Origin of the sequence: Streptomyces sp. NPDC001852, from assembly GCF_042891825.1 — a bacterium.
GTDB lineage: Bacteria > Actinomycetota > Actinomycetes > Streptomycetales > Streptomycetaceae > Streptomyces.
Genome location: NZ_JBIATN010000003.1, coordinates 441825 through 465668 on the forward strand (window position 1 = coordinate 441825; position 23844 = coordinate 465668).

The window sequence follows — 23844 nt, forward strand, 5'->3', positions numbered from 1 at the left end:
CCTGATGCGGGACGCGTACCACGAGGAACTTGACTCGATCGGCGACGGTCTGGTGGAGATGGCCCGGCTGGTCGGGTCGGCGATCGGGCGCGCCACGACCGCCATGCTGGACGCCGACCTCAAGCTGGCCGAGAGCGTGATCGAGGCCGACCAGAAGGTCGACGAGCTCCAGCACGACCTGGAGGCCCGGGCCATAGCCCTGCTCGCCCGGCAGCAGCCGGTGGCGACCGACCTGCGGATCGTCGTCACCTCGCTGCGCATGTCCGCCGACCTGGAGCGGTCCGGCGACCTCGCCCAGCACGTGGCGAAGCTGGCCCGGCTGCGCTTCCCCGAGCGCGCGGTGCCGCGCGACCTGCACGCCACGATCCTGGAGATGGGCCAGCTCGCGCAGCGCCTGATGGCGAAGGCGGCCGAAGTGATCATCACCAAGGACGTCGACCTCGCGCTGCAGCTGGAGCAGGACGACGACGAGATGGACCTGCTGCACCGCACGCTGTTCCAGCACCTGATCGACGAGCGCTGGAAGCACGGCATCGAGACGGCGGTGGACGTCACCCTGCTGGGCCGGTACTACGAGCGGTACGCCGACCACGCCGTGGCCGTCGCCAAGCGCGTCGTCTACCTGGTCACGGGCGAGCACGCGGACGATCTCCAGGCGGACATCCAGCCGGTGACCGGGGTCGAGGGCGCGTAACCCTCCGGGGCACGCGGGGCCCTCCGGGGCGCGCGGGGTTTTCGCTGAGCCTCGGCTTCCGGGCTGCTCCGGCGCCGGCGCCGGGCGGGGGCCGGTTCGCGCGCCGACGCTTACCGGCGCTCACCGGGTGCCACTGCGGGGACGGCCCTCCCGCGGCCGCGGGGCTTGCCGGGGCTTGCCGGGGCTTGCCAGGTGGTGTTGGGGCTTTCCGGGGCTGCCGGGTGCCGTCAGGGGCGCGTGGGCGCCTCCGTGCGCCGTTGATGCGCCCAGGGATCCGGGCATGAAATAGGCGAGGGCACCCCTGCCCCAGCGTCTAGGAGGGACCCATGGCCGAATCCCCCAGCACCACGCCCGACCCCACGCAGGAGCGCGAGAGCGACCAGCCCGCCGAGACCAGGAGCCTTCCGTTGATCGGCGCGTGCGGCTGCGGCTCCGGCTGCGGTTGCGGGTGCCAGTCGGGCGCCCCCTGCCAGTGCGGCTGAGGAGCGGTACGACGTCGTAGGGCCGGTGTGAACACGATTCACACCGGCCTCTCCGGGACACCCCCGGACCGACTCTCCCAAGGCGGAACCCGGAGGCCTCCGGTTGGTCCAGTCCGGCGGGCGGGGCCGGTCCCGGCTCGGGATGCTGGGAGGACCATGGCCTGCCACCTGGTTGCCCAGCCGGCGTCCCCCGTGGCCGGCCCCGACCGCGGGGAACCGGATGAGCCGAGAACCGACGCATGTGGCGGTCGTCTCCGACTGCCCCCTCCTTCTGCACGGCCTGATCCGCGTCGTCGACAGCGCGCCGGAGCTGCGGCGGCTGCTCGCGGCGGGCAGGAACGGCGCGGCGCCGCACGAGGTCGGCGAGGCGGACGTGGTCCTGCTCAATCTGCGCGTCCCGGTCGGGGAGGTCTGCGACCTGGTGGCCCGGCTGCACCGGAAGGGCCGCCGGGTGGTCGTGCTGTCGGCCGCCGCGACGCAGACCGACCTCGTGCTGCTGATCGAGTCCGGGGCCCGGGGATATGTGAACCAGTGGGCGGGCGAGGAGGAGCTGCTGACCGCGCTGCGTACCGTAGCCTCCGGCCGCAGCTATTTCTCCACCAGCTTTTTCGGCGACCTCGATGTGCACAAGAATCTGCCCCGCATCACCGACCGGGAACAGCAGATTCTCCGACTCGTCGCGAACGGTGCCACGGACCGCGAAATCGCCGCTGAATTGAATATCAGCGAGCACACCGTGCATTCCCATCTGGACCGGCTGAGCAGCAAGACCGGATACCGCCGCCGGGCCGATCTCACGCGTCTCGCGCTCAGGCGGGGAATGGCAGCCGTGGAGCCCGCCGAGGAGGGGTTCGAGCTGCCGCGCCGGGACTGAGCACGGGTACGCGGCCGCTGGTGCGTAGCAGGCAAGGTAGTTCTCCCCACACCACCTGGGTGATTCTCCCTCTGGAGCTTCCGCGGACCGGCAGCGATGCTCGAGTACGTCCGTGTGAAACGACACCAGGGTTTGGGACTATGGACAACAAACTCAGGAAGATCTGTGTCGCGGCGACGGCCTCCTCCTGCCTGGCGGCCGGCGCCTGGGGCATTTCGACAACCGACGCCGGTGCGACGTCGAAGGCACCCTCTCTCGCGCCCACCGCCAAGGTCATCAAGTGCTACCGGACGCACAAGAATCCGAAGAAGATCGTCTGCTACCGGGTCAAGAAGCGGCACGAGCACCACAACGGCCGCGACGTCATCGTGATCATCCTGGTGCAGGTTCCCACACCGAAGAATCCCCCGGCCGCCGCCGTCGTACCGTCACTGCCGAAGCCGACCACGACGTCGCCGGCACCGACCACGACCCCACCCACGACGAGCCCGACCACGAGCCCGACCACCGGGGCGCCGACCACCGCACCGTCCCCCGGTGGTGCGACCACCAGCCCGCCGAGCACCGGCTCGCCGACCGGCGGCGCCACGGAGACCGGAGCGCCGAGCCCGACGGACACCGGAGGCGGCGCGAACACCGGAGCGCCCACCCCGACGGACACCGGTGGCGCCAACACCGCAGGTGGCGAAACCGCGACACCGACCAGCAGCTGAGCACCCCGAACCTGCCCGGACCTGAGCCCTGCGGCAGGTCCGGGCAGCGGCGTACGCGGCCCTTGAGGTGAAGTAGACCCAGGCCGTGAAAATGCCCCCGAGCCGCGCCATCAGCGCTGCTCAGGGGCATGATCGCAATACCTACTTCTTCTTGCCCTGGTTCTTGACCGCCTCGATCGCCGCTGCGGCCGCCTCGGGGTCGAGGTACGTGCCGCCGGGGGTGACCGGCTTGAAGTCGGCGTCGAGCTCGTAGACGAGCGGGATGCCCGTCGGGATGTTCAGGCCCGCGATGTCGGCATCGGAGATGCCGTCCAGGTGCTTGACCAGGGCGCGCAGCGAGTTGCCGTGGGCCGCGACCAGGACCGTGCGGCCGGCCAGGAGGTCGGGGACGATGCCGTCGTACCAGTAGGGGAGCATCCGGACGACGACGTCCTTCAGGCACTCCGTGTTGGGGCGAAGCTCCGGGGGGATGGTCGCGTAGCGGGCGTCGTGCGCCTGGGAGAACTCGGAGTCGTCCGCGAGCGGGGGCGGCGGGGTGTCGTAGGAGCGGCGCCAGAGCATGAACTGCTCCTCGCCGAACTCGGCCAGCGTGGCCGCCTTGTCCTTGCCCTGGAGGGCGCCGTAGTGGCGCTCGTTCAGGCGCCAGCTGCGGTGGACGGGGATCCAGTGGCGGTCCGCGGCCTCGAGGGCCAGCTGGGCCGTGCGGATCGCGCGCTTCTGGAGGGACGTGTGGACCACGTCGGGCAGGAGGTCGGCGTCCTTCAGGAGCTCGCCACCGCGGACTGCCTCCTTCTCGCCCTTCTCGTTGAGGTTGACGTCCACCCAGCCGGTGAACAGGTTCTTCGCGTTCCACTCGCTCTCGCCGTGGCGGAGGAGGATCAGCTTGTACGGTGCGTCGGCCATGGGACAGAGCGTAATCCACACGTTCGGGGCGTCGCCCGGCCCGGCCGGTGGGTGGACCGTTGACGGCATCTGTTAATCCAGTGGCCGGCAAGAGCACCCGTATGTAAGTTGTGCCTGCTGCTTGAGCCACTTACCACTGGGGGTCTTGTCATGTCCGCCGCTCGTCTCCGACGTGCCGCCCGGGAGAGCGTCTCCGGGCTACCCCGCGAGTTCTGGTGGCTGTGGACCAGCACCCTCGTCAACCGGCTCGGCGCGTTCGTGGCCACCTTCATGGCCCTCTACCTCACCCTCGACCGCGGCTACTCCGCCTCGTACGCCGGTCTCGTCGCCTCGCTGCACGGGCTGGGCGGGGTCGTGTCCTCACTGGGGGGCGGGGTGATGGCCGACCGGCTCGGCAGGCGGCCGACGCTGCTCCTCGCCCAGTCCGCGACGGCCGCCTCCGTCGCGGTGCTCGGCTTCATGACGAGCCCCGTCACCATCGCCGCCGTCGCCTTCGTCGTCGGCATGGCCTCCAACGCCTCCCGGCCCGCCGTACAGGCGATGATGGCCGACATCGTCCGGCCCGAGGACCGGCTGCGGGCGTTCTCGCTGAACTACTGGGCGATCAACCTCGGGTTCGCCGTCTCCTCCATGGCCGCCGGGTTCATCGCCGGGTTCAGCTATCTCGCCTGCTTCCTCATCGAGGCCGGGATGACCCTGGCCTGCGCGCTCGTGGTCTTCCTCAAGGTGCCCGAATCCCGGCCGACGGCACAGGTGAGGGAGGGGGACGGCGCCGTCGGCCTCGGGACCGTGCTGCGGGACGGGCGGTACATGGCCGTCGTCGGGCTGTCCTTCCTGGTCGCCCTCGTCTTCCAGCAGGGGTCCGTGGGACTGCCGGTGGCCATGGGACGGGCCGGGTTCTCGCCCGCCGACTACGGCCTCGCCATCGCCGTCAACGGCATCCTGATCGTCGCCCTGCAGATTCCGGTCACCCGGTTCCTCGAGCACCGCGACCCGCGCACCCTGCTGGTCGCCTCCTCGCTGCTCGCCGGCTACGGCTTCGGGCTCACCGCCTTCGCCGGATCGGTCGGCGTCTTCATGGTCACCGTGTGCGTGTGGACCCTCGCCGAGATCGTCAACGCCCCGACCCAGACCGGACTCGTCGTCCGGCTGTCCCCCGTGCACGGACGCGGCCGCTACCAGGGCGTCTACACACTGTCCTGGTCCGTCGCCGGACTCGTCGCCCCGCTGATGTCCGGCGCGGTCATCGACCGGCTGGGCGCGGCGTGGCTGTGGGGCATGTGCGCCGCGGTGGGCACCGTCGCCGGGCTGGGGTACGGGCTGCTCATGCGCGGCCTGCCGAAGGAGAGCCCGGCGGTTCCGGCACGGCAGCGACGGCCGCGCGCGTCCGAACAGGCCGCCTGAGCCGCTCGGACACCGAACCGCGCGGACACCGAGCCGCTGGGGCGTCCGCGCGCGGAGCACGACCACCCGGAGAAGACCCCCGCCCCGCACCACGGGCATCGCGGTGCGGGGCGGCGAGTGAAGAACGGACCAGCGGTCAGCGGGAGTCGGTGCGATCGAAAATGCCCCCCACCTTGCCGAAGCCGGACGAGTCCTGGCCGGAGCCGGGTGAGGCGTGAGAGGAGTTCCCGAAATCGCCTTGGGCGTTGCCCATGACGCTGCCCATCCCCATGTCGTCGTTGTCGTCGGCGAGGGCCTGGGCCGCGCCTCCCAGCAGAACGGTACCGGCGAGAGCGATGGCGGCCAGCACGGCAGGTGCACGCATAAGCGTCTCCTTCGGTCGGTTTGTGGTCGCCAGAGGTATGCCGCCGGCCCGCGGGCCAGAAGCGCCGACGTACGCACAAGCACCCGAATAGGCGCCGCACATGGCCCTACCCGCGTAAGGGCGTTCCCAAGACATGACCGAGCCCCCCACCTGGGACTTCTCCACCGGCAGGGGGCTGGGTACGGCGATCGGAGCGGTTCAGCGCCCTCAGAAGGCGAGGTCGACGCCGATCTGGTGGGACTGGCCGAGGGCGCCCAGCACCTGGCCCTGGACGGCGCCGAGCTGGGACAGCGCGTCGGCGGTGCTCAGGGTCGTGGAGTCGGCGGTGAGGCTGGCCTCGGGGCTCAGGCCGCCGGAGACGGTGTCGAGCTCGGCGTCGGTGATCTCGAGGGTCTGGATCTGGTGAGCGGCGTTCATGGTGAAACTGCCCTTCGCATGGGTGGTCCACAAGGGGATGCGGCCCCGCTGGGGACAGACGGCGGGCCGCGGCCGCAGGCGTGCGCCATCCCTTTCAGGACACCTGGCGCGATCCCTGCGGCGCGAGCGATCAAACCACGGAGCGTGCGGGGCATCCAGTCAACCGCCGCTCACACCCCGTCGGTTGGCCGCCCCGGGTGACCCATCCGTGCGGGCACGGTCACGTGTTGGGGCCAGTTCCTCCACATGCCGGGCCGCACAGGCGGTGCACAGCTCTTGCCCGCGCCGCGCCGACCGGGACATCTCCACACCAACGGAACCCGCACCGCCCGTGGTTGCGGACGCGATGTGCAGATTTCGTTCACGGATGGATCCGCGGCCCGGGCGGCGCTCGTCGAGGCGGACGTCCGGGCGAGCCCGCCCCGGCAGTCCGGTGGCGTAGGTCACACTCCGCCCCGTCACATCTCGCCGGCGGGATCCGTCAGGGATGTGCAGCCGACGAAAACCACACGGGAGCACACCATGGACGCTCGTCTGAACCTCTTCACCAACCCTGTCACCGGCAAGTTCTTCAAGTTCATCAACTCGGCGGGGAAGGTGGTCACCGACTCCCCGCTGCCGGCCGCGACGCAGGAGCTGGTGAAGATCCGGGCCAGTCAGATCAACGGGTGCGCGATGTGCACCGACATGCACACCAAGGACGCGACCGCCGCCGGGGAGACGGCGCAGCGGCTGCACCTGGTCGCCACCTGGCGGGAGGCCAAGGTGTTCAGCGAGGCCGAGCGGGCCGCGCTGGAGCTGACCGAGCAGGGCACCCGCATCGCCGACGCGGCCGGCGGCGTCCCGGACGAGGTCTGGGCGAACGCCGCCAAGCACTACGACGAGGACCAGCTCGCCGCGCTCGTCGCGCTGATCGCCCTGATCAACGCGTACAACCGCGTCAACGTCATCGTCCAGCAGCCCGCGGGCGACTACCAGCCCGGCATGTTCGACTGACCGGCGGCGCCCACCTCACGGGTGCATCCGCGCACCCTTGAGGACCTTGTCCACACCGCCGCGCGGGCCGTACACCGCCAGCCCCACCAGGTCCAGCTCCGCCGTCGGTACGGCCCGCACCGCCGCGCGGTTGTCGCGGTCGTTGCCCGTGGCGAACAGGTCCGAGGTGAAGACGGCACGGGGCAGGGCGCGGCTCAGCGCCCTGCCGTGAGCCGCCTTCAGGGTCTCCTTCGAGCCCTCGAAGACCAGCACCGGCTGACGGAACATGGGGAGGTAGGACACCCCGTCCGCGTCCTCGTACGGCTCGCCGATCACCTCGGGAACCGTCGCGCCCAGGCCGCTGACCAGGAACGCGGTGACGTTGAGCCGCTGCCAGGGCTCCAGGTCCGCGCGCAGCAGCACGGCGATCTTCGTGTCGAAACGGATGGGTTCAGCGCTCATGGAATGAGACTGCCGACCACCACCGGACGCGGTCTTGTACGTTCTTTGCATGGCCGCCCGGCAGGAAGTCAGCGCGTGGCGCCCCCGCGTCCCGGGCGTCACCGAGGTTTTCCACGCCCACTTCACCGAGTACGCCTACCCGATGCACGTCCACGATGCCTGGACGCTGCTCATCGTGGACGACGGGGCCGTACGGTACGACCTCGACCGGCACGAGCACGGCACCCCGCACGACACGGTCACGCTGCTCCCGCCGCACGTGCCGCACAACGGCTCGCCGGCCACCCCGGACGGCTTCCGCAAGCGGGTCGTCTACCTCGACAGCAGCCGTCTCGGCGAGGACCTCATCGGGCACGCCGTCGACACGCCCGACCTGCGGGACCCGGTGCTGCGGCGGCGCGTCGGGCAGCTGCACTCCGCTCTCGCCCGGCCGGGCGGCGAACTGGAGGCGGAGAGCAGGCTGGCCCTGGTCGGGGAGCGGCTGCGCGGCCATCTGCGGCGGCGGACCGACGCACCGGCGAGCCGTCCGGATCCCGCTCTCGCCCGTTCGCTGCGCGAGCTGCTCGACGCCCGGGTGGTCGACGGCGTCTCGCTGGCCCAGGCCGCGCGGCTGCTGCACGGCCATCCCGCCCATCTGGTGCGGGCGTTCAGCGGGGCGTACGGCATCGCCCCGCACCAGTACCTGGTGTCCCGGCGGGTCGGCCGGGCGCGGCGGCTCCTGCTGGACGGGCTGGCGCCCAGCGACGTGGCCTCGGCCACCGGGTTCTGCGACCAGGCCCATCTCACCCGGCACTTCAAGAAGCTGGTGGGAGTGACGCCGGGGCGTTACCGCAACAGCTCGCGCTGAGCGTCGTACAGGTTGCGGGGGCGTACGGCGTCCGTGGTGCCGTACAGCTCCAGGCGGGAGTGCAGGTCGCCGGTGAAGTCGGGCACGTCGATCTGGTCGAACTCGGTCACCGTGTTCAGGCCGACGGTGGCCGAGTACGGCGCCAGGCCGTCGATCTTCATCAGGCCCGCGCGGCCGTTGGTGACCCTGATGTTCCAGTGAGTGAAGCGGGCACCGAACAGCGGGCCCGCGTTGGCGTCCCCGCCGTGGCGGCCGTTGTTGTTCACCGTGATGTCCGTGCGGACGTTCCCGAAGGGCAGGCCGCGGTGGCTGTCGAAGGTGCCCATCTCCATCCGGCCGCGCGACCAGACGTTGTACGAGGACAGTCCCTCGACGTTGATGCCGTGGAGCTGGGTGTCCGGCGGGGCCGGGACCGTTCGCTGCTCGATGGTGAAGTCCTCGATCAGGTTGTCGTGGGAGCCCTCGCGGCAGAAGTAGGGGTGGTGCGAGCCACGGCCGGAGACGCGCGTGCGGCGCAGGGTGCAGGCGGAGGCGGCGACCAGGCCGAAGCCGTTGTCGACGTTCGTCACCGTGACGTCGTCCACCCAGCAGTCGTAGGCGCACTGCAGGACCACACCGTTGTAGCCCTTGTCGAGCAGGTGCGGGGACTGCGGGGTCTCGACCGCCTCCAGGGACAGGCCCTCGACCCCCGATCCGGTCAACTCGGGTACGTGAGTGGTCAGTTGCGGGGTCCACTCGGGGCGTACGTCGAGCGGGAGGGGGCGTTCCAGGGTGACCCGGCGGCCTCGGACGCGGGTGATGCGCACCGGCCACTCGTAGGGGACGTACGACAGCAGCTTGGTCTTGTCGTCCCAGGAGTACGACGCCGGGCCCGCGCCGCCGCCCGCCATGTGCTGGAGGAGGGTGTGGGCCCGGTCGTCCACGAGGCGGAGCAGGACGAGCCGGCCGGGGTGCAGCCCTTGCGGATCGGCGACGGTGACCGTCCAGGAGCCCTGCCGGGCCGGTTCCACGGCCGTCAGCGGCGTCCACTCGTCCCGCCTGTTGCCGGTCCAGCCCTCGAAGGGCCAGGCCCGGGACCGGATCGCGGCCACCAGGGAGTCCCAACGCGCCCTCGGCGCCAGCCATATCAGCCCGCCGGCCCAGGACCAGGCCGACTTGTCGCCGCCGTAGCGGGAGCCGTAGGCGCCGATCAGTTCGGTGAGGGACTTCGTCGCGTACAGGGTCGTACGGCCGCTGCCGGCGCCGCGCAGGACGACGCCCGGGTCCCCGACGCGGATCAGGCCGTCGATGCGGAAGGTGCCGGGCGGGATGGTGACCGTGCCACCGCCGGCCCTTCCGGCGGCGGCGATGGCACGGTTGATCGCGGGGGCGCAGTCGGTGGTGCCGTCGGGTACGGCGCCGTACTCGGTGACGTCGGCGACGAACCGCCCGCGGCTTCGGGTACCGCATCCCGCCCGGCCTATGTACGGGATCTGCGGGTGGGTGAAGGGGGTGCGGGCGAACTCCTTCCAGAGGGAGGGGACTTCGGTGCGTTCGGCCGCGGCCGCCCTGCCGGTCGCCGTGCCGAGCGCCACGGCCGTGGCACCGGCCAGCAGGGTCCGTCTCGTGAGGTGCGTGCTGCTCATGTCCACCCGCCCCTTCATATTCATGTATATGAATAGCGTTCAGGATTGCGTCGGCCGTGAGCATGCCACTGCCCCGTCGGTGGGGGAAGGGGTCGTACGGAAGTCAGTCCGCAGGGCGGTCGATCAGGTGCCTGAACGCGTCCAGGTTGCGTGTGGACTCGCCCCGGGACACCCGCCAGGCGTACTCCTTGCGGATGGAGGAGGCGAAGCCCAGCTCCAGCAGGGTGTTGAAGGCGCCGTCGGCCGCCTCCAGGACCTGGCCGAGGAGGCGGTCGATCTCGTCGGGGGTGACGGAGGCGAGGGGCAGGCGGGCGGTGACGTAGACGTCGCCGAGGCGGTCGACGGCGTAACTCACGCCGTACAGCTTGAGGTTGCGCTCCAGGAGCCAGCGGTGGACGCCCGCCTCGTTCTCGTCGGGGTGGCGGACGACGAAGGCGTTGAGAGAGAGGGAGTGACGGCCGACGAGGAAGGAAACCGTCGTGGCGAGCTTGCGGGTGCCGGGGAGCCTGACCACGTAGTTTCCGGCCTCGGGGCTCTCCCACTCCAGTTCGGCGTCCTTCAGGACACCTTCCAGGACCTGCCCGGCCTTCTCGACGTCACCCATGGTGGGAGCGTACGCGACGGCGGTGGGAGTGGGTCGCGGCCGTGTAGACGTCCGCGGTCTCGGCGGCCGCCCTGTCCCAGCCGAAGGACCGCGCGTGCCGGGCGGCCGCCCGGCCCATGCTCGCCGGCAGGGACGGCTCGTCGACGAATCGGCTCAGCACGCGCGCGTAGTCGGCGGGACGGTGGCCGTGGACCAGGAAGCCGGTCTCGCCGTCGCGCACGGCCACCGGCAGTCCGCCGACCGAGGCCGCGAGCACCGGCGTGCCGGCCGCCTGCGCCTCTATCGCGACCAGCCCGAAGGACTCGCTGTAGGACGGCATGACCAGCACGGACGCGGCCCGGAACCAGTCCGCGAGCTGCTCCTGGCCGACCGGCGGGCGGAACCGCACCACATCGGCGACACCGAGCCGCGCCGCGAGCTTCTGCAGCCCCTCCGGCTTGGCGAGCCCGCTGCCGCTCGGGCCGCCGACGACCGGGACGAGCATGCGGGAGCGGAGCTCGGGGCGCTCCTCCAGCAGCACCGCCACCGCGCGCAGCAGGATGTCCGGGGCCTTCAGGGGCTGGATGCGGCCGGCGAAGAGCGGGATCAGGGCGTCCTGGGGCAGGCCGAGGCGGGCGCGGGCGGCGGCGCGGCCGTCGGCGGGGCGGAAGCGGTCGAGGTTGACGCCCGGGTGGACGACGGCGACCTTCCCGGGGTCGGCGGAGTAGTGCCGTACCAGCTCGTCGGCCTCCTCCGCCGTGTTGGCGATGAGCCGGTCGGCGGCGGCCACGATCTGCGTCTCGCCGATGACGCGGGCGGCGGGCTCCGGAGTGTCGCCGTCGGCCAGGTTGGCGTTCTTGACCTTGGCCATGGTGTGCATGGCGTGGACCAGGGGCACGCCCCAGCGCTGGGCGGCGAGCCAGCCGACGTGGCCGGAGAGCCAGTAGTGGGAGTGGACGAGGTCGTAGTAGCCGGGACGGTGACCGGCCCAGGCCTGCATCACGCCGTGCGTGAACGCGCACAGCTGGGCCGGCAGGTCCTCCTTGGCGAGGCCCTCGTAGGGGCCGGCGTCGACGTGCCGGACGAGGACACCGGGGGCCAGCTCGACGGTGGGCGCGAGGCCGCCCGCCGTGGCCCGGGTGAAGATCTCGACCTCGATGCCCAGGGCGGCCAGCCGCTGGGCCAGCTCCACGATGTAGACGTTCATGCCGCCGGCGTCGCCGGTGCCGGGCTGGTGGAGCGGTGAGGTGTGCACGGAGAGCATGGCGACGCGGCGGGGCCTGCGGTGCAGTCGTAGCCGTGACGCGGCCGACGGGGAGCGTCGCCCGAGCCTGCTGACGTACTGGCTCACCTGGCGGTCCTCTCCTTGCTGCGGGCATGCCGGACGGAGGACCGGTCTCGCCCTCCGAGGAGGTCCAACAGCGACGGCGGCCGCGCCATTTCCCGATCAAGGGGCTTTACTCAATCATTACCTTCGGGTGCCCCTTACCCTCGGAGTCATGAAAGCCCGCGCAACCTACCGGCCCGTCGGAAATGTGACGCGCGGGACCACCAACCCCAACCGGCTCCGCCGCATGGACCGCTGGATCGCGGCGACCCACGGCGTCGAACTGCGGCGCGCCGGGGATCCGCTGGCGATCGACCTCGGCTACGGCGCCGCCCCCTGGACCGCCGTGGAACTGCTCGGCCGGCTGCGGACCGCCGCGCCGCGCACCCGCGTCGTCGGCATCGAGATCGAACCCGAGCGGGTCGCGGCGGCGAAGGCGTACGAACGGGAGGGGCTGGCCTTCCGGCACGGCGGCTTCGAGGTGCCCGTACCCGGGCGCCCCCTGCTCATCCGGGCCGCCAACGTGCTGCGCCAGTACGACGAGGCCGAGGTCGCCGCCGTCTGGGCGCGGCTGTGCGCGCGGCTCGCCCCGGCCGGCGGCGGCTCGCGCGGCGGACTGCTGGTCGAGGGCACGTGCGACGAGATCGGGCGGCGGCACGTCTGGGTGGCGCTCGGCCCGGAGGGCCCGCGGACCGTCACCTTCGCCACCCGGCTGGGCTCGCTGGAACGGCCCTCCGACCTCGCCGAGCGGCTGCCGAAGGCGCTGATCCACCGCAACCTCCCCGGCGAGCCGGTGCACGCCTTCCTGCGCGACTTCGACCGCGCCTGGGCCGCCGCGGCGCCCTACGCCTCCTACGGCGCCCGGCAGCGCTGGCTGCGCGCGGTACGGGACCTGAGGGCCGACTGGCCGGTGGCGGACGGCCCGGCGCGCTGGCGGCAGGGTGAAGTGACGGTGACCTGGGCGGCATTGGCACCCCGGAGCTGACAACACCCGTTCGGGGGCGGTGAGACGGAACGATCTCCGTGCGCCGTTCGTCACACCGGCGGGGAGATGGGCATGCCGGGGCGGATGCAGGGGAACACCTCACTGCGCCGCCTGCCTCTGTCGTTTTGTGGCGCAACGTGACACCATCCCCCGGACACCGTAAGTTACTGACGGTAAATCAGCTTTGGGGGAATGTGTGATGGGCTGGGGCAAGCGCAGCATCCTCTCGGCCGCCGTGACCGTGGTCTGCGCGGTGACCGTGCTGGCAGCGCCCGGCACGGCCTTCGCCGCCCCGGCACCCACGCCGAGCACCTCCCCGTCTCCCACGCCGAGCACCTCCCCGACTCCCCCGCCGAGCAAGGACCTCGAGAAGGTCCGCGAGAAACTCGACCAGCTGTACCACGCGGCGGCCGTCGCCACCGACGCCTACAACGCGGCCGAGGAGAAGGCGAAGCAGCAGTCCGCCCAGATCGTCGCGCTGGCCAAGAAGATCGACGAGGGGCAGCAGAAGCTCGCCAGGCTCCAGGACCAGGCGGGCGCGGCCGCCCGTGAGCAGTACCGCACCGGCGGCATCCCGCCCACCGCCCAGTTCCTGCTCAGCGACGACCCCGGGCAGGTCCTGGACGGGGCCGGGCTGGTGCTCCAGGGCCAGCGGGCGACGAAGTCGATGATGAGCGAACTGACCACCACGCAGCAGCAGTTGCAGGCGTATGCCGACGACGCCGCAGCGCAGTGGCAGAAGCTGGACGCCGAGCGCACGGCCAAGGCCGCCGCCCAGAAGAAGATCCAGCAGCAGATCACCGCCGCCCAGAAGCTCGAGTCCGAGCTGGAGAAGAAGGACCGGGAGCGGCTGGCGAAGCTGGAGGACGAGGCCGCGCTGAAGGCGCAGACGCAGTGGCTGGACACCGGCATCCTCAAGAGGATCCACGGAACAGCGTCCGCACAGGGCGAGAAGGCGGTCGCGTTCGCCACCGCCCAGCTCGGCAAGCCCTATGTGTGGGGCGCCGAGGGCCCCACGTCCTACGACTGCTCCGGCCTGACCTCCCAGGCCTGGGCGGCGGCCGGCCGCCCCATCCCGCGCACCTCGCAGGAGCAGTGGCAGCAGCTCAAGCACGTCGACATCAAGGACATGCGCCCCGGCGACCTCATCATCTACTTCGACGACGCCAGCCATGTCGCCATCTACGTCGGCGACGGCGCGATCATCCAGGCCCCGCGGCCCGGGCGGACGGTGACGGTCGCGGGCGCCGGTTCGATGCCGATCCTGGGGGTCGTACGACCCGACGCGTAGGCCTCCGGCGGGGGCACGGGGCTCGGTGCAGCGCCGTTGAAGCGCGGCCGTCGTCCGAGTGCGGGTAATCATCGTGACGCACGCCATATACACCCCCTCGGCACACGCCGCCTGCGTGCTCGTGACCCACGCCACGTGACCCACCGCACCGCCAACCCCCGCCCAAACCCCGGCCCGACGTGAGCTTCGTCATCCCCTGTGGCGGGGCGGCCTGTCCAACTGTCGTACGGAAAGCGGCATATGACAGCGGCCTGCGCGCGAGCGACGCGGCTCACACCATTCCATCGGGGCGGCAGCACCCGCTATGGTCCCCGTCGGTGGCTTCGAGACCCTCGACGCCCGCCATGCCCTCGGGGGGAGGGAAGGAACCCAGGACGATGCCCGTACCCGTACCGCGGCAGCGAGCGATCCCGGCCGTGGAGAGTGGTCAGGCGCCGGCCGCCTCCGCAGCAGGCGGCCCCCTCAAGGACGAGGCCCACCGCGACGCCGTGCCCACGAACGGCACCGGCGCCACTCTCACCCTGCTGCTGATCGAGGACGATCCGGCCGGTTCGCCGATCGTGCCCGACCTGCTGGACTCGGCCGGCAAGCCGATCCGTGTCCGTACCGCCCGGAACCTCACCGAGGCCGAGCGGCTGCTCACCGACGACGTCCACTGCATCCTGCTGGACCTGGCCCTGTCGGCGCCGGGCGGCAGCGACGCCGACGACGAGCTGGCCGTGCTCAAGCACGTGCTCCGGCTCGCGCCCCGGCATGCCGTGCTCGCCCTGACCGCCTCCGGCGACGCCGAGCGCGGCGCCGAGGCCGTGCGCGTGGGCGCGCAGGACTACCTCTTCCGGGACGAGCTGGACGGCCGGCTGCTCAGCCGCGCCATTCGCTACGCGGTGGAGCGGAAACGTTCCGACACGGCCGAGCGGCGCCTGGCCGAGGGCAGGCTGCGCGCGCAGGAGAACCGCCGCCTGGAGCGCGGCCTGCTGCCCACCCCGCTGCTGGACGGTTCCGCGCTGCGCTTCGCCGCCCGCTACCGCCCCGGCCGCTCCCGTGCGCTGCTCGGCGGCGACTTCTACGACGCCGTCCGCACCCCGGACGGCACCGTGCACGCCATGATCGGCGACGTCTGCGGCCACGGCCCGGACGAGGCCGCGCTCGGCGTGGAGCTGCGCATCGCCTGGCGGGCGCTGACGTTGGCCGGGCTGTGCGGGGACGAGCTGCTCGGCACGCTGCAGCAGGTGCTGGAGCACGAACGGGCCGACGAGGAGATCTTCGCGACCCTGTGCACGGTGGACATCGCCCCCGACGGCCGCAGCGCGGGCCTGTGCCTGGCCGGTCACCCGGCCCCGCTGCTCGCCCGCCCCGGCCGGCAGGCCCGGCTGCTGCCGTACGACAACAACGGCCCCGCCCTCGGCCTGCTGCCCGGCGCCCGCTGGCCGCGGATGCAGGTGGAGCTGGGTTCCGAGTGGAGCCTGATGCTCTACACCGACGGCCTCATCGAGGGCCGGGTCGGTGCGGGCGGCGAGCGGCTGGGCCAGGACGGGATGGTCTCGATGATCCGCCGCCAGCTCTCCGAGGGTCTGCGGGGGGAGGAGCTGCTGCGGGCCGCGGTGAGTGAGGTGCGGGAGCTCAATGGCGGGGAGCTGACGGACGATGTCGCCGTGGTGATGTTGGACCGGGCCCCGTAGGAACCGGGGTCTCGCCGCAGGGGTGCTGCGCCGCCGCCGCGTGCGGCGGCGTCGTGGCCGTTCGCGCCCACGCGGCGGAGCCGCACATCGATACAGCCCCGCGCCCCTCAGGTAGGACCCCGCACCCGGCGACCGACAAGCGGCCCTTCGGCGAGACTGGCTCTAGCGGCCCCCGTTGTACGGCCCATAGGGGCCATCGCTGCTGCTTCCCCGGCCGCGCCGGAACCCTCGGCCGCCCCTGCCACCGGAAACCTGCTGCAGCGCGGGCCGTACGTCCACGAAGAAGACGATCGAGGCGACCAGGCCCGCGAGCTGCAGGAACAGCATGGGCACGAACAGGTTCACAGCGACCGCGATGCCCAGGATGATCAGCCAGAAGCCCTTGTTCTGCTTGTCCGCGGCGCGGTACGCGTCCTCGCGGAAGATCGCGGCCATCACGAACGCCACGATGGCGAGCGCCAGCATGGCGGTGAAGATCAGCCACATCACTCCGCCGACTGCCGTCATCAGCACAATGCCCACCACCCGAGTCGAGTCGTCCGTACAGCCACCGTACCCGTACAACGGGCCGGACACCCCCAAGGTGCCCGGCCCGCTGTCATCCCGTTGTGCGCCCGCCGCTGCCGGTCACTTGGCCGGCGGGGTCGTCTTCCTCGCGGTGGTGGACTTGCGGGGAGCCGGCGCCTTCTTCGCCACCGGCTTCTTCTCGACGGGCTCGGCCTGGGCCTCGGCCGGCTTCGGCTCGGCCTGGGCCTGCTCCGGCCTGCCCTCGACGGCGATCGCGAAGTCCTCGATCTCCTCGGCGGCCTCGCCGCGCCAGCTCTTCACGGCCTGCTCGCCGTGCTCGGCGACCTTCTCGTAGGTCTCGCGGGCCTTGACGGCGTACTCGGCGGCGACGCCGACACCGCGCAGGGCGAGGTCCTGGGCCTGCTCGCCGAACTTCTTGAGGTCGACGTCGAGGGTGCCGAGGAACTCGTTGACCTTGGTCTGGAGGGTCTCCTGCGCCTCCTTGGCCCGGGCGGCGGCCTTCTCCTGCACGGCCTTGGGGTCGGTGTTGCGCACGGCCTCGATGCGGGCCGGCGCCTCGGCGCGCAGCTGCTCGACCAGGGCGGGCACCTTCTTGGCCTGCTGGAGGGCGAGGTCGGCGGTGCCGGCGGCGAAGTAGAGCGGAGTCGGGTCGCTGAGGGTCTTGCGCAGGTCGTCGGTGATGGCCATGGTGATCTGGTCCTCCCGGATTCGCGTTCGGCTGAGGTTGGTGTGGTCCGCGGTGGGAGCCGGCGCCCTGGTCCGGTTATCCGGCCGTCCGCCGCGGGCCTGCATCGACATCGTGTCCGCCGGCCGTGCCGGTGCCCGGCACGGCGGTGCCGTCGGTGTCCGCTCCCTGTGCGCCGCCCTCGTCGCCGGCGGGCTCGCCGATCCCGGATCCGTTCTCTTTGCGGAAGGACTCGTAGATCTGGAGCAGCACCTGCTTCTGCCGCTCGTTGAGCGAGGGATCGGCGAGGATGACCGCCCTGGTCTCCACTTCATCCCGGTCCCGCTCGGCGTCGAGGATCCCGGCGCGGACGTACAGCGTCTCGGCGGAGATGCGCAGGGCCTTGGCGACCTGCTGGAGCACCTCCGCGCTGGGCTTGCGCAGCCCGCGCTCGATCTGGCTCAGGTAGGGATTGGACACCCCTGCGGCGTCGGCGAGTTGCCGCAGCGACAGCTGTGCGTTCCGCCGCTGCTCGCGCAGGTACTCACCGAGATTGCCGACGTTCAGCGATGCCATGCCTCCACCATGCCCCATCCTCGCTAACAATTGCAAGCACCCTGCTTGCAAGAGTGTGTCGCGGGGTGGGGCACGCGGCAGCGGGCGGAGCTACCGGGCGAGTTCGGCGGTCTCCCGCAGGCGGGTCAGCTTGTGCGGGTTGCGCACCACATGGATCCGGGTGATCCGGCCGTGCTCCACCGTGAGGCTCACCGCGCTCGGCTCGCCGTCGAAGTCGATACGGCCGGCCGGGGCGCCGTTGAGCCACACCGCCGTCGTCTCCAGCGTGTCCACCAGCCGGTGGGCGCGCGCGAGCACGGCCGCGACCTCGGCGGACCCGTGGAACGGCGTCATGGCGGCGGCGACCACGCCGCCCCCGTCGGTGACCATGACCACGTCCGGGGCCATGAGCTCCAGCAGCTCCCCGAGCTGCCCGGTGCGCAGTGCGGCCAGGAAGCGGTCCACCACGGCCTGCTGCTCGGAGCGGCTCACCCGCACCCGCGGCCGGCGGGCCGCCACGTGCTCGCGGGCACGCCGCGCGATCTGCCGTACCGCGGCCGCCGTCCTCCCGACCGCCTCGCCGATCTCGCCGTACGGCAGCTCGAAGACCTCGCGGAGCACGAACACCGCCCGCTCGACCGGCCCCAGGGTTTCCAGGACCGTCAGCATCGCGATCGACACGCTCTCCGCGAGTTCGACGTCCTCGGCGACATCAGGGCTGGTCAGCAGCGGTTCCGGCAGCCACTCGCCGACGTAGTCCTCACGGCTGCGGGACAGGGCGCGCAGCCGGTTGAGCGCCTGCCGGGTGACGATCCGGACCAGGTAGGCCCGCGCGTCGCGCACCGCGGTCTGCTCGACGCCGGCCCACCGCAGCCAGGACTCCTGCAGTACGTCCTCGGCGTCGGCCGCCGAGCCGAGCATCTCGTAGGCGACCGTGAAGAGCAGGCTGCGGTGGGTGAGGAAGGGATCCTCGGTCATGAAGCCGGGTTCTCCGGACGCGCGGCCAGGGGAATCTCGCAGGCGTCGGAGAAGCCCTGGGACCTGACCCCGAGAGCCGTGTTGTTCCTCGTCGCGTAGTTGGCGAAGGCGATCGACGCGGTGATCTCGACCAGCGCCGCCGCGCCGAGCCGGTCCAGCAGGCGCGCGGACAGCTCGTCGGTGACGGCCGGCGGCGTGAGGGACATCGCCTCGGCGTACTCCATCACGTCCCGCTCCAGCGGGGTGAAGACGTCCGACTCCCGCCAGCGCGGCACCTGGCTGGCCTTGGCCAGGTCCAGGTTCTTGTTCCGCGCCTGGAAGTAGTTGATGTCGAGGCACCAGCTGCAGCCGACCAGTGCGGCGACGGCCATGTGCGCGAACGACTTCAGGCTCTCGTCGGCCACGTTCCAGGCGCTCACCCGTGCCCCCATCTCCTGGCCCGCCTCGGCGACCTCGGGGTTGTGCCAGGTGGCCTCGAGCGGTTCGGGCACGGTGCCGAACTGCTCGTTCAGGACTTCGGTGAGCTCGGGGGTGAGCTGGGCCCTCGGGACGCGGAGCGTCATGGTGTCCTCCTCGTACGACTCATGTGCTGACCGGTGTACGACTCATGTGCTGACCGGTTCGGCATGAAGACACCGCAGGGCTCCCGGATGTGACAGGCGCCCCTCAGGATCGTCGGGATGGTCGTCAGGATTCGAGAAGCGCCGGGCGGCCCGCCCCCGCTACCGTGACCGCCATGGACGACGCCACCGCACCGCACGCAGCCGACAGCCACGACCTGATCCGTGTGCACGGCGCCCGGGAGAACAACCTCAAGGACATCAGCGTGGAGCTCCCCAAGCGCCGGCTGACCGTGTTCACCGGGGTGTCCGGCTCCGGCAAGAGCTCGCTGGTGTTCGACACGATCGCCGCGGAGTCGCAGCGGCTGATCAACGAGACGTACAGCGCGTTCGTGCAGGGCTTCATGCCGACGCTCGCACGCCCCGAGGTCGACGTCCTCGACGGGCTCACCACCGCGATCATCGTGGACCAGCAGCGGATGGGCGCCGACCCCCGCTCCACCGTGGGCACCGCCACCGACGCCAACGCCATGCTCCGCATCCTGTTCAGCCGGCTCGGCAAGCCGCACATCGGCTCGCCCAAGGCGTACTCCTTCAACGTCGCCTCGATCAGCGGTGCCGGTGCGGTCACCGTGGAGCGCGGCGGGCAGCAGGTGAAGGAGCGGCGCAGCTTCAGCATCACCGGCGGCATGTGCCCGCGCTGCGAGGGCCGGGGCACGGTCACCGACCTCGACCTCACCCAGCTCTTCGACGACTCCCTGTCCCTCAACGAGGGCGCGCTCACCATCCCCGGCTACAAGACCGGCGGCTGGAACTACCGCCTCTACACCGAGTCCGGCCTGTACGACCCGGACAAGCCGATCCGCGACTTCACCAAGCGGGAGCTGCAGGCCTTCCTGTACAAGGAACCGACCCGGATGAAGATCGCGGGCATCAACATGACCTACGAGGGTCTGATCCCGCGGATCCAGAAGTCGATGCTCGCCAAGGACAAGGAGGGCATGCAGCCGCACATCCGGGCGTTCGTGGACCGGGCGGTCACCTTCACCGTCTGCCCCGAGTGCGAGGGCACCCGGCTCACCGCGGCGGCCCGGTCCTCGAAGATCGAGGGCGTCAGCATCGCCGACGCGTGCGCGATGCAGATCAGCGACCTGGCCGAGTGGGTACGGGGGCTGGACCAGCCGTCGGTGGCTCCGCTCCTCGCCTCCCTGCGGCACACCCTCGACTCGTTCGTGGAGATCGGCCTCGGCTATCTCTCGCTCGACCGGCCGGCGGGCACGCTGTCGGGCGGCGAGGCCCAGCGCGTGAAGATGATCCGCCACCTCGGCTCCTCGCTGACCGATGTGACGTACGTCTTCGACGAGCCCACGATCGGCCTGCACCCGCACGACATCCAGCGGATGAACGAGCTGCTGCTGCGCCTGCGCGACAAGGGCAACACCGTGCTGGTCGTGGAGCACAAGCCGGAGGCCATCGCGATCGCCGACCATGTGGTCGACCTCGGTCCGGGCGCGGGTACGGCGGGCGGCACCGTCTGCTTCGAGGGCACCGTGGCGGGGCTGCGGGCCAGCGGCACCCTCACCGGCCGGCACCTCGACGACCGGGCCCGCGTCAAGGACACCGTGCGGGGGGCCACCGGATCCCTGGAGATCCGGGGCGCGACGACGCACAACCTGCAGCGCGTCGACGTCGACATCCCGCTGGGCGTGCTCTGCGTCGTCACCGGTGTGGCCGGCTCCGGCAAGAGCTCGCTGGTGCACGGATCGATGCCGGCGGGCGCGGACGTCGTGTCCATCGACCAGACCCCGATCCGCGGCTCGCGGCGCAGCAACCCGGCGACGTACACCGGGCTGCTGGAGCCGATCCGCAAGGCGTTCGCCAAGGCCAACGGGGTGAAGCCGGCGCTGTTCAGCGCCAACTCCGAGGGCGCCTGCCCCACCTGCAACGGCGCCGGGGTCGTCTACACCGACCTGGCGATGATGGCCGGGGTCGCCACCACGTGCGAGGAGTGCGAGGGCAAACGCTTCCAGGCCTCGGTGCTGGAGTACACCTTCGGCGGGCGGGACATCGCGGAGGTGCTGGCGATGTCGGTGACCGAGGCGGAGGAGTTCTTCGCCGCGGGCGAGGCGCGCACCCCGGCCGCCCACAAGGTCCTGGAGCGCATGTCCGACGTCGGCCTCGGCTACCTCACCCTCGGCCAGCCGCTCACCACGCTCTCCGGCGGCGAACGCCAGCGGCTGAAGCTGGCGACGCACATGGCCGACAAGGGCGGAATCTACGTCCTCGACGAGCCGACGACGGGCCTGCACCTGGCCGACGTCGAACAACTCCTCGCCCTCCTGGACCGCCTGGTCGACTCCGGCAAGTCGGTCATCGTCGTCGAACACCACCAGGCCGTCATGGCCCACGCCGACTGGATCATCGACCTCGGCCCCGGCGCCGGCCACGACGGCGGCCGCGTGGTCTTCGAGGGAACCCCGGCCGAGCTGGTCGCTGCGCGCTCGACGGTGACGGGGGAACATCTGGCCAAGTACGTAGGGATGTGAGGGCGGTTCAGCGCCGTCGAGCCGAGCGCCACCCCGCACGCGCGGGCGAGCGACCCACCCCTAGACGGCCAGCACCGTCTCGCACGCCGACCAGGCCGGCGGGCTCAGCAGGGGCCGCAACCGGGTGAAGAGGGCGAGCAGAGCGGATCCCCACTGAGCGCGGAACGCGGGATCCAGCCGGGCCAGGTCGAGTTCGTTGGCGGCGGTCAGCTCGGCGAGGTCCCCGCGCGGGCCGGGCCCGGGGACATGGGCGCGGCCGGTGAACCGGTCCCGGAAGACCCCGTCGGCCTCGGCGAGGACCGGATAGGTGACCCTGCGGTCGCAGGAGCCGTACAGGTACACGAGCGCCTCGGCCTCGGGACCGATGACGGCAGCGAGTCCGGTACGGCGGTCGGGCGGCAGCAGGGCCTCGGGAAAACCGTCGGTTCCGTAGCAGGCGTGGCACAGGCCCGCGAGGCGGAGAGCCGGGCGCGCGTCCCACTCCGCCAACTGCCGTTCGACGCGCTGGAGATGGGCGAGGAGGGTGCCGCCCGGATGGGCGAGCTCGGCGGCTCCCAGGTCGCGCAGGAACGCGACCGCGGCGGCTCGGGAATCCGGCACGGGTCTCCTCCGTCCGTCGGTCCACGGGACATCGCCCTGCCGATCCTCCGGCGGCCGGTACGGGCGGTCAATCCTCGGTCCGCCTACACGGACCCGAGCTTTCGCTTACCCCACTCCCCGCCCCACCCCGGCGGTTCCCCCGATCACCGCCCCCTCACCGCCAGCCACTCCTCCAAGGCGCCGAAGTCGGCCGCCGTCAGCCCGTGCCGGGGGTCGACGCGGTGCAGCAGGGCCGGGCCGGGGTGGTGGTCGGCGACCCAGGCTCGGTCGGGGGCGGTGATCTCGTCGTCCAGCCAGATGAAGGGCCGGCCCGCCGCCCAGGCGAGCAGTGGCCGGGTCTTCCAGTGGAGCGGGCCGGAGGGCTCGTCCTCGTCCGGTCAGGCAACGACCGGCAGCGCGGGCAGGCCGAGCCAGGGTGCGAGGACGGCGTTGGCCTCGTCCGTCCAGGTCGTGGCCCACACCAGTTCGCAGGCCAGCGCGGCCAGCCGGTGGCCCAGCGCCGGATCGACCCGGTGCAGCAGCGGGTGACCGGCGCCGGCCGCCGAGGGACCGGCGTACCGCGGGTAGGGGCCCCCGCCGAAGGGGATCAGCGGGCCGTCGACATCGAGGAAGAGCAGCATCACCGTCCAGGATCAGCCCTGGAAGCCCTGTGCCGCGAGGATCTCGTCGATCCGCGCCCGATGGGCCTTCTCCCAGTCGTCCAGGGTCTCGTCCGCCTCCTTGGCGAGCTTGGCGCAGGCGGCCCGCAGGATGTCCTCCGCGCGGGAGGCCGGCACGACCACCACGCCCTCCTCGTCGGCCACGGCCACGTCCCCGGACTCGACCCGTACGCCCCCGCAACGCACGGGCCCGTTCAGCGGTCGTACGGCCTTCTTGGCGCCGGGGACGGGGATGATCCCGCGGGCGAAGACGGGGAAGGCCAGATCCCGGACCTCGGCCAGGTCGCGGATCAGGCCGTCGGCGACGAACGCCGCCACCCCGCGGCGCCGGGCGACCGCGCACACGTTGCCCCCGGCCAGCGCGTAGTCCAGGTCGCCGGACTCGACCACGACGACCGAGCCGGGCGCGGCACGGTGCACGGCCGCGTGCAGCATGAGTAGTCGCCCGGCGGGCAGCTGACGGTGAACGCCGCGCAAAACGTTACCGAGTTATATTTTTAATCAAGTCTCACTGCGCCTGCCGCAGCTCCGGCAGCCCCGCCCCCAGCCGCCGGAAGGCCCGCTCGGCCGCCCGTACGGCGTCCGCCTCCACGTCCTCGAGGCGCTCCCCCGCCGCGACCCGCCGCCAGTTCTCCTGGGCGAGGATGCGCTGCACCGCGACGATCTGGCCGGCGGCCAGCCGCGCGTCCAGCCCCCCGCCGAGCGCCTCGGCGAGCGCCGCCTCCGAGCGCTCCAGATGGGAGTGCGCCCGCGCCACCAGGGCCGGGGTGCCGTAGAGCAGGGTGTGGAAGGCGAGCACCTGGGGATGGTCGTTCAGCCCGGTGACCGGATCGCGCCGCTCGAGACCGGCGAGGAAGTGCCGGCGCAGCGCGTCCACCGGGTCGGCCGAGCCGGCCGCCACCCGCGCGGCCTCCGTCTCGTGGTCCGCGATCCGGTGCAGGACCAGGTCCTCCTTCGCCGGGAAGTACCGGAAGAGCGTCGGCTTGGAGATCCCGGCCGCCGCCGCCACCTCGGCCACGGACACCGCGTCGAAGCCCCGCTCCAGGAACAGCCGCACGGCGATGTCCGACACGTCCTGGTACATCCGCCGCTTCTTGCGCTCACGCAGGCCCATCTCACCCATGGGGGG

25 protein-coding genes and 2 pseudogenes are annotated in these 23844 nt (G+C 71.8%); 11 read left to right on the forward strand and 16 right to left on the reverse strand.

The genetic code is table 11. The features are described 5' to 3' along the window. Positions 1-4 precede the first annotated feature (4 nt). From phoU to ACFYZB_RS07415, 4 genes are all read left to right on the forward strand, one after another. Entirely contained in the window at positions 5-694 is a 690-nt protein-coding gene (gene phoU / locus ACFYZB_RS07400; RefSeq protein WP_351213797.1) for a phosphate signaling complex protein PhoU, read from the forward strand. A gap of 326 nt (positions 695-1020) precedes the next feature. Then, a complete protein-coding gene (locus ACFYZB_RS07405) occupies positions 1021-1176 on the forward strand; it encodes a hypothetical protein (protein ID WP_351213795.1) in 156 nt (51 codons plus the stop codon). A gap of 220 nt (positions 1177-1396) precedes the next feature. Beyond that, positions 1397-2050 (forward strand): LuxR C-terminal-related transcriptional regulator, encoded by a 654-nt coding sequence (locus ACFYZB_RS07410; protein ID WP_388755422.1) that lies wholly within the window; start codon positions 1397-1399, stop codon positions 2048-2050. Between the two features lie 140 nt (positions 2051-2190). After that, the gene (locus ACFYZB_RS07415) at positions 2191-2763 is read left to right on the forward strand and encodes a hypothetical protein (protein ID WP_388755425.1); all 573 of its coding nucleotides are present in this window, start codon (positions 2191-2193) and stop codon (positions 2761-2763) included. Positions 2764-2904: 141 nt separating this feature from the next. Here ACFYZB_RS07415 and ACFYZB_RS07420 read toward each other — a convergent pair whose 3' ends face one another. Beyond that, positions 2905-3666 carry a phosphoglyceromutase gene (locus ACFYZB_RS07420; RefSeq protein WP_351213773.1) on the reverse strand — a complete coding sequence of 254 codons (762 nt, stop codon included), beginning with the start codon at positions 3664-3666 and terminating at the stop codon, positions 2905-2907. Between the two features lie 150 nt (positions 3667-3816). On the opposite strand from ACFYZB_RS07420, the gene ACFYZB_RS07425 reads away from it, so the two are divergent. Continuing rightward, entirely contained in the window at positions 3817-5070 is a 1254-nt protein-coding gene (locus ACFYZB_RS07425) for an MDR family MFS transporter (RefSeq protein WP_388755428.1), read from the forward strand. A 136-nt stretch (positions 5071-5206) separates the two neighbouring features. Here the strand turns inward: ACFYZB_RS07425 and ACFYZB_RS07430 are convergent, their stop codons facing one another. Continuing rightward, positions 5207-5434, reverse strand: coding sequence for a hypothetical protein (locus ACFYZB_RS07430; protein ID WP_351213770.1), 228 nt, complete (start codon positions 5432-5434; stop codon positions 5207-5209). Between the two features lie 207 nt (positions 5435-5641). After that, the gene (locus tag ACFYZB_RS07435) at positions 5642-5851 is read right to left on the reverse strand and encodes a hypothetical protein (RefSeq protein ID WP_351213769.1); all 210 of its coding nucleotides are present in this window, start codon (positions 5849-5851) and stop codon (positions 5642-5644) included. A 522-nt stretch (positions 5852-6373) separates the two neighbouring features. On the opposite strand from ACFYZB_RS07435, the gene ACFYZB_RS07440 reads away from it, so the two are divergent. Then, a complete protein-coding gene (locus ACFYZB_RS07440) occupies positions 6374-6847 on the forward strand; it encodes a carboxymuconolactone decarboxylase family protein (RefSeq protein WP_351213768.1) in 474 nt (157 codons plus the stop codon). Positions 6848-6862: 15 nt separating this feature from the next. Here the strand turns inward: ACFYZB_RS07440 and ACFYZB_RS07445 are convergent, their stop codons facing one another. Next, positions 6863-7339, reverse strand: coding sequence for a DUF2000 family protein (locus ACFYZB_RS07445; protein WP_388755431.1), 477 nt, complete (start codon positions 7337-7339; stop codon positions 6863-6865). On the opposite strand from ACFYZB_RS07445, the gene ACFYZB_RS07450 reads away from it, so the two are divergent. Continuing rightward, positions 7338-8135, forward strand: a complete 798-nt coding sequence (locus ACFYZB_RS07450; RefSeq protein ID WP_388755433.1) for a helix-turn-helix domain-containing protein — start codon at positions 7338-7340, stop codon at positions 8133-8135. The genes ACFYZB_RS07445 and ACFYZB_RS07450 overlap by 2 nt on opposite strands. Here the strand turns inward: ACFYZB_RS07450 and ACFYZB_RS07455 are convergent. The 3 genes from ACFYZB_RS07455 to mshA all read right to left on the reverse strand — a co-directional run bounded on the left by ACFYZB_RS07455 (position 8114) and on the right by mshA (position 11694). Continuing rightward, entirely contained in the window at positions 8114-9760 is a 1647-nt protein-coding gene (locus ACFYZB_RS07455) for a glycosyl hydrolase family 28-related protein (protein ID WP_388755436.1), read from the reverse strand. The two genes, ACFYZB_RS07450 and ACFYZB_RS07455, sit on opposite strands and share 22 nt — an antisense overlap. A 103-nt stretch (positions 9761-9863) precedes the next feature. Continuing rightward, positions 9864-10364, reverse strand: coding sequence for a YbjN domain-containing protein (locus ACFYZB_RS07460; RefSeq protein ID WP_388755439.1), 501 nt, complete (start codon positions 10362-10364; stop codon positions 9864-9866). Next, complete coding sequence (gene mshA / locus ACFYZB_RS07465; RefSeq protein WP_388755442.1) at positions 10357-11694, reverse strand: D-inositol-3-phosphate glycosyltransferase; 1338 nt, start codon at positions 11692-11694, stop codon at positions 10357-10359. Before mshA ends, ACFYZB_RS07460 begins: the two co-directional genes overlap by 8 nt. Positions 11695-11842: 148 nt before the next feature. Between mshA and ACFYZB_RS07470 the strand changes: the two genes are divergently transcribed. From ACFYZB_RS07470 to ACFYZB_RS07480, 3 genes are all read left to right on the forward strand, one after another. Continuing rightward, a complete protein-coding gene (locus ACFYZB_RS07470) occupies positions 11843-12655 on the forward strand; it encodes a class I SAM-dependent methyltransferase (RefSeq protein WP_351213757.1) in 813 nt (270 codons plus the stop codon). A 199-nt stretch (positions 12656-12854) separates the two neighbouring features. Continuing rightward, complete coding sequence (locus tag ACFYZB_RS07475; RefSeq protein WP_388755446.1) at positions 12855-13946, forward strand: NlpC/P60 family protein; 1092 nt, start codon at positions 12855-12857, stop codon at positions 13944-13946. A 377-nt stretch (positions 13947-14323) separates the two neighbouring features. Continuing rightward, positions 14324-15625, forward strand: coding sequence for a PP2C family protein-serine/threonine phosphatase (locus ACFYZB_RS07480; protein WP_388755449.1), 1302 nt, complete (start codon positions 14324-14326; stop codon positions 15623-15625). Between the two features lie 162 nt (positions 15626-15787). Here the strand turns inward: ACFYZB_RS07480 and ACFYZB_RS07485 are convergent, their stop codons facing one another. The 5 genes from ACFYZB_RS07485 to ACFYZB_RS07505 form a co-directional block, all read right to left on the reverse strand. After that, positions 15788-16132, reverse strand: a complete 345-nt coding sequence (locus ACFYZB_RS07485; protein WP_388755665.1) for a DUF2516 family protein — start codon at positions 16130-16132, stop codon at positions 15788-15790. Positions 16133-16252: 120 nt separating this feature from the next. Next, positions 16253-16840, reverse strand: a complete 588-nt coding sequence (locus ACFYZB_RS07490; RefSeq protein WP_388755451.1) for a hypothetical protein — start codon at positions 16838-16840, stop codon at positions 16253-16255. A gap of 76 nt (positions 16841-16916) precedes the next feature. Then, a complete protein-coding gene (locus tag ACFYZB_RS07495; RefSeq protein ID WP_351213749.1) occupies positions 16917-17393 on the reverse strand; it encodes a helix-turn-helix domain-containing protein in 477 nt (158 codons plus the stop codon). Between the two features lie 90 nt (positions 17394-17483). Continuing rightward, the gene (locus ACFYZB_RS07500) at positions 17484-18350 is read right to left on the reverse strand and encodes an RNA polymerase sigma-70 factor (RefSeq protein ID WP_388755453.1); all 867 of its coding nucleotides are present in this window, start codon (positions 18348-18350) and stop codon (positions 17484-17486) included. Further along, a complete protein-coding gene (locus ACFYZB_RS07505; protein WP_388755456.1) occupies positions 18347-18913 on the reverse strand; it encodes a carboxymuconolactone decarboxylase family protein in 567 nt (188 codons plus the stop codon). The genes ACFYZB_RS07500 and ACFYZB_RS07505 overlap by 4 nt, the downstream gene beginning before the upstream one ends. 173 nt (positions 18914-19086) lie before the next feature. Between ACFYZB_RS07505 and ACFYZB_RS07510 the strand changes: the two genes are divergently transcribed. Next, on the forward strand, positions 19087-21456 hold the full coding sequence (locus tag ACFYZB_RS07510) for an ATP-binding cassette domain-containing protein (protein WP_388755459.1): 2370 nt from the start codon (positions 19087-19089) through the stop codon (positions 21454-21456). 60 nt (positions 21457-21516) lie between these two features. Here ACFYZB_RS07510 and ACFYZB_RS07515 read toward each other — a convergent pair whose 3' ends face one another. The 4 genes and pseudogenes from ACFYZB_RS07515 to ACFYZB_RS07530 form a co-directional block, all read right to left on the reverse strand. After that, positions 21517-22056 (reverse strand): DUF6817 domain-containing protein, encoded by a 540-nt coding sequence (locus tag ACFYZB_RS07515; protein WP_388755462.1) that lies wholly within the window; start codon positions 22054-22056, stop codon positions 21517-21519. A 143-nt stretch (positions 22057-22199) separates the two neighbouring features. After that, positions 22200-22676, reverse strand: a pseudogene (locus tag ACFYZB_RS07520) (HAD domain-containing protein). 12 nt (positions 22677-22688) lie between these two features. Then, positions 22689-23185 (reverse strand): annotated as a pseudogene (locus ACFYZB_RS07525) (RraA family protein); the annotation flags it as partial. A 38-nt stretch (positions 23186-23223) separates the two neighbouring features. Then, positions 23224-23838: a TetR family transcriptional regulator gene (locus tag ACFYZB_RS07530; RefSeq protein ID WP_388755465.1), complete on the reverse strand. Its 615-nt coding sequence runs from the start codon at positions 23836-23838 to the stop codon at positions 23224-23226. Between the last annotated feature and the right edge of the window lie 6 nt (positions 23839-23844).

What these genes read in the sequence shown, in the direction of transcription:
- phoU (WP_351213797.1), top strand. Translation starts at nt 5, where the DNA reads ATGCGGGACGCGTACCACGAGGAACTTGACTCGATCGGCGACGGTCTG.
- ACFYZB_RS07405 (WP_351213795.1), top strand. Translation starts at nt 1,021, where the DNA reads ATGGCCGAATCCCCCAGCACCACGCCCGACCCCACGCAGGAGCGCGAG.
- ACFYZB_RS07410 (WP_388755422.1), top strand. Translation starts at nt 1,397, where the DNA reads ATGAGCCGAGAACCGACGCATGTGGCGGTCGTCTCCGACTGCCCCCTC.
- ACFYZB_RS07415 (WP_388755425.1), top strand. Translation starts at nt 2,191, where the DNA reads ATGGACAACAAACTCAGGAAGATCTGTGTCGCGGCGACGGCCTCCTCC.
- ACFYZB_RS07420 (WP_351213773.1), bottom strand. Translation starts at nt 3,666, where the DNA reads ATGGCCGACGCACCGTACAAGCTGATCCTCCTCCGCCACGGCGAGAGC.
- ACFYZB_RS07425 (WP_388755428.1), top strand. Translation starts at nt 3,817, where the DNA reads ATGTCCGCCGCTCGTCTCCGACGTGCCGCCCGGGAGAGCGTCTCCGGG.
- ACFYZB_RS07430 (WP_351213770.1), bottom strand. Translation starts at nt 5,434, where the DNA reads ATGCGTGCACCTGCCGTGCTGGCCGCCATCGCTCTCGCCGGTACCGTT.
- ACFYZB_RS07435 (WP_351213769.1), bottom strand. Translation starts at nt 5,851, where the DNA reads ATGAACGCCGCTCACCAGATCCAGACCCTCGAGATCACCGACGCCGAG.
- ACFYZB_RS07440 (WP_351213768.1), top strand. Translation starts at nt 6,374, where the DNA reads ATGGACGCTCGTCTGAACCTCTTCACCAACCCTGTCACCGGCAAGTTC.
- ACFYZB_RS07450 (WP_388755433.1), top strand. Translation starts at nt 7,338, where the DNA reads ATGGCCGCCCGGCAGGAAGTCAGCGCGTGGCGCCCCCGCGTCCCGGGC.
- ACFYZB_RS07445 (WP_388755431.1), bottom strand. Translation starts at nt 7,339, where the DNA reads ATGCAAAGAACGTACAAGACCGCGTCCGGTGGTGGTCGGCAGTCTCAT.
- ACFYZB_RS07455 (WP_388755436.1), bottom strand. Translation starts at nt 9,760, where the DNA reads ATGAGCAGCACGCACCTCACGAGACGGACCCTGCTGGCCGGTGCCACG.
- ACFYZB_RS07460 (WP_388755439.1), bottom strand. Translation starts at nt 10,364, where the DNA reads ATGGGTGACGTCGAGAAGGCCGGGCAGGTCCTGGAAGGTGTCCTGAAG.
- ACFYZB_RS07470 (WP_351213757.1), top strand. Translation starts at nt 11,843, where the DNA reads ATGAAAGCCCGCGCAACCTACCGGCCCGTCGGAAATGTGACGCGCGGG.
- ACFYZB_RS07475 (WP_388755446.1), top strand. Translation starts at nt 12,855, where the DNA reads ATGGGCTGGGGCAAGCGCAGCATCCTCTCGGCCGCCGTGACCGTGGTC.
- ACFYZB_RS07480 (WP_388755449.1), top strand. Translation starts at nt 14,324, where the DNA reads ATGCCCGTACCCGTACCGCGGCAGCGAGCGATCCCGGCCGTGGAGAGT.
- ACFYZB_RS07485 (WP_388755665.1), bottom strand. Translation starts at nt 16,132, where the DNA reads ATGACGGCAGTCGGCGGAGTGATGTGGCTGATCTTCACCGCCATGCTG.
- ACFYZB_RS07490 (WP_388755451.1), bottom strand. Translation starts at nt 16,840, where the DNA reads ATGGCCATCACCGACGACCTGCGCAAGACCCTCAGCGACCCGACTCCG.
- ACFYZB_RS07495 (WP_351213749.1), bottom strand. Translation starts at nt 17,393, where the DNA reads ATGGCATCGCTGAACGTCGGCAATCTCGGTGAGTACCTGCGCGAGCAG.
- ACFYZB_RS07500 (WP_388755453.1), bottom strand. Translation starts at nt 18,350, where the DNA reads ATGACCGAGGATCCCTTCCTCACCCACCGCAGCCTGCTCTTCACGGTC.
- ACFYZB_RS07505 (WP_388755456.1), bottom strand. Translation starts at nt 18,913, where the DNA reads ATGACGCTCCGCGTCCCGAGGGCCCAGCTCACCCCCGAGCTCACCGAA.
- ACFYZB_RS07510 (WP_388755459.1), top strand. Translation starts at nt 19,087, where the DNA reads ATGGACGACGCCACCGCACCGCACGCAGCCGACAGCCACGACCTGATC.
- ACFYZB_RS07530 (WP_388755465.1), bottom strand. Translation starts at nt 23,838, where the DNA reads ATGGGTGAGATGGGCCTGCGTGAGCGCAAGAAGCGGCGGATGTACCAG.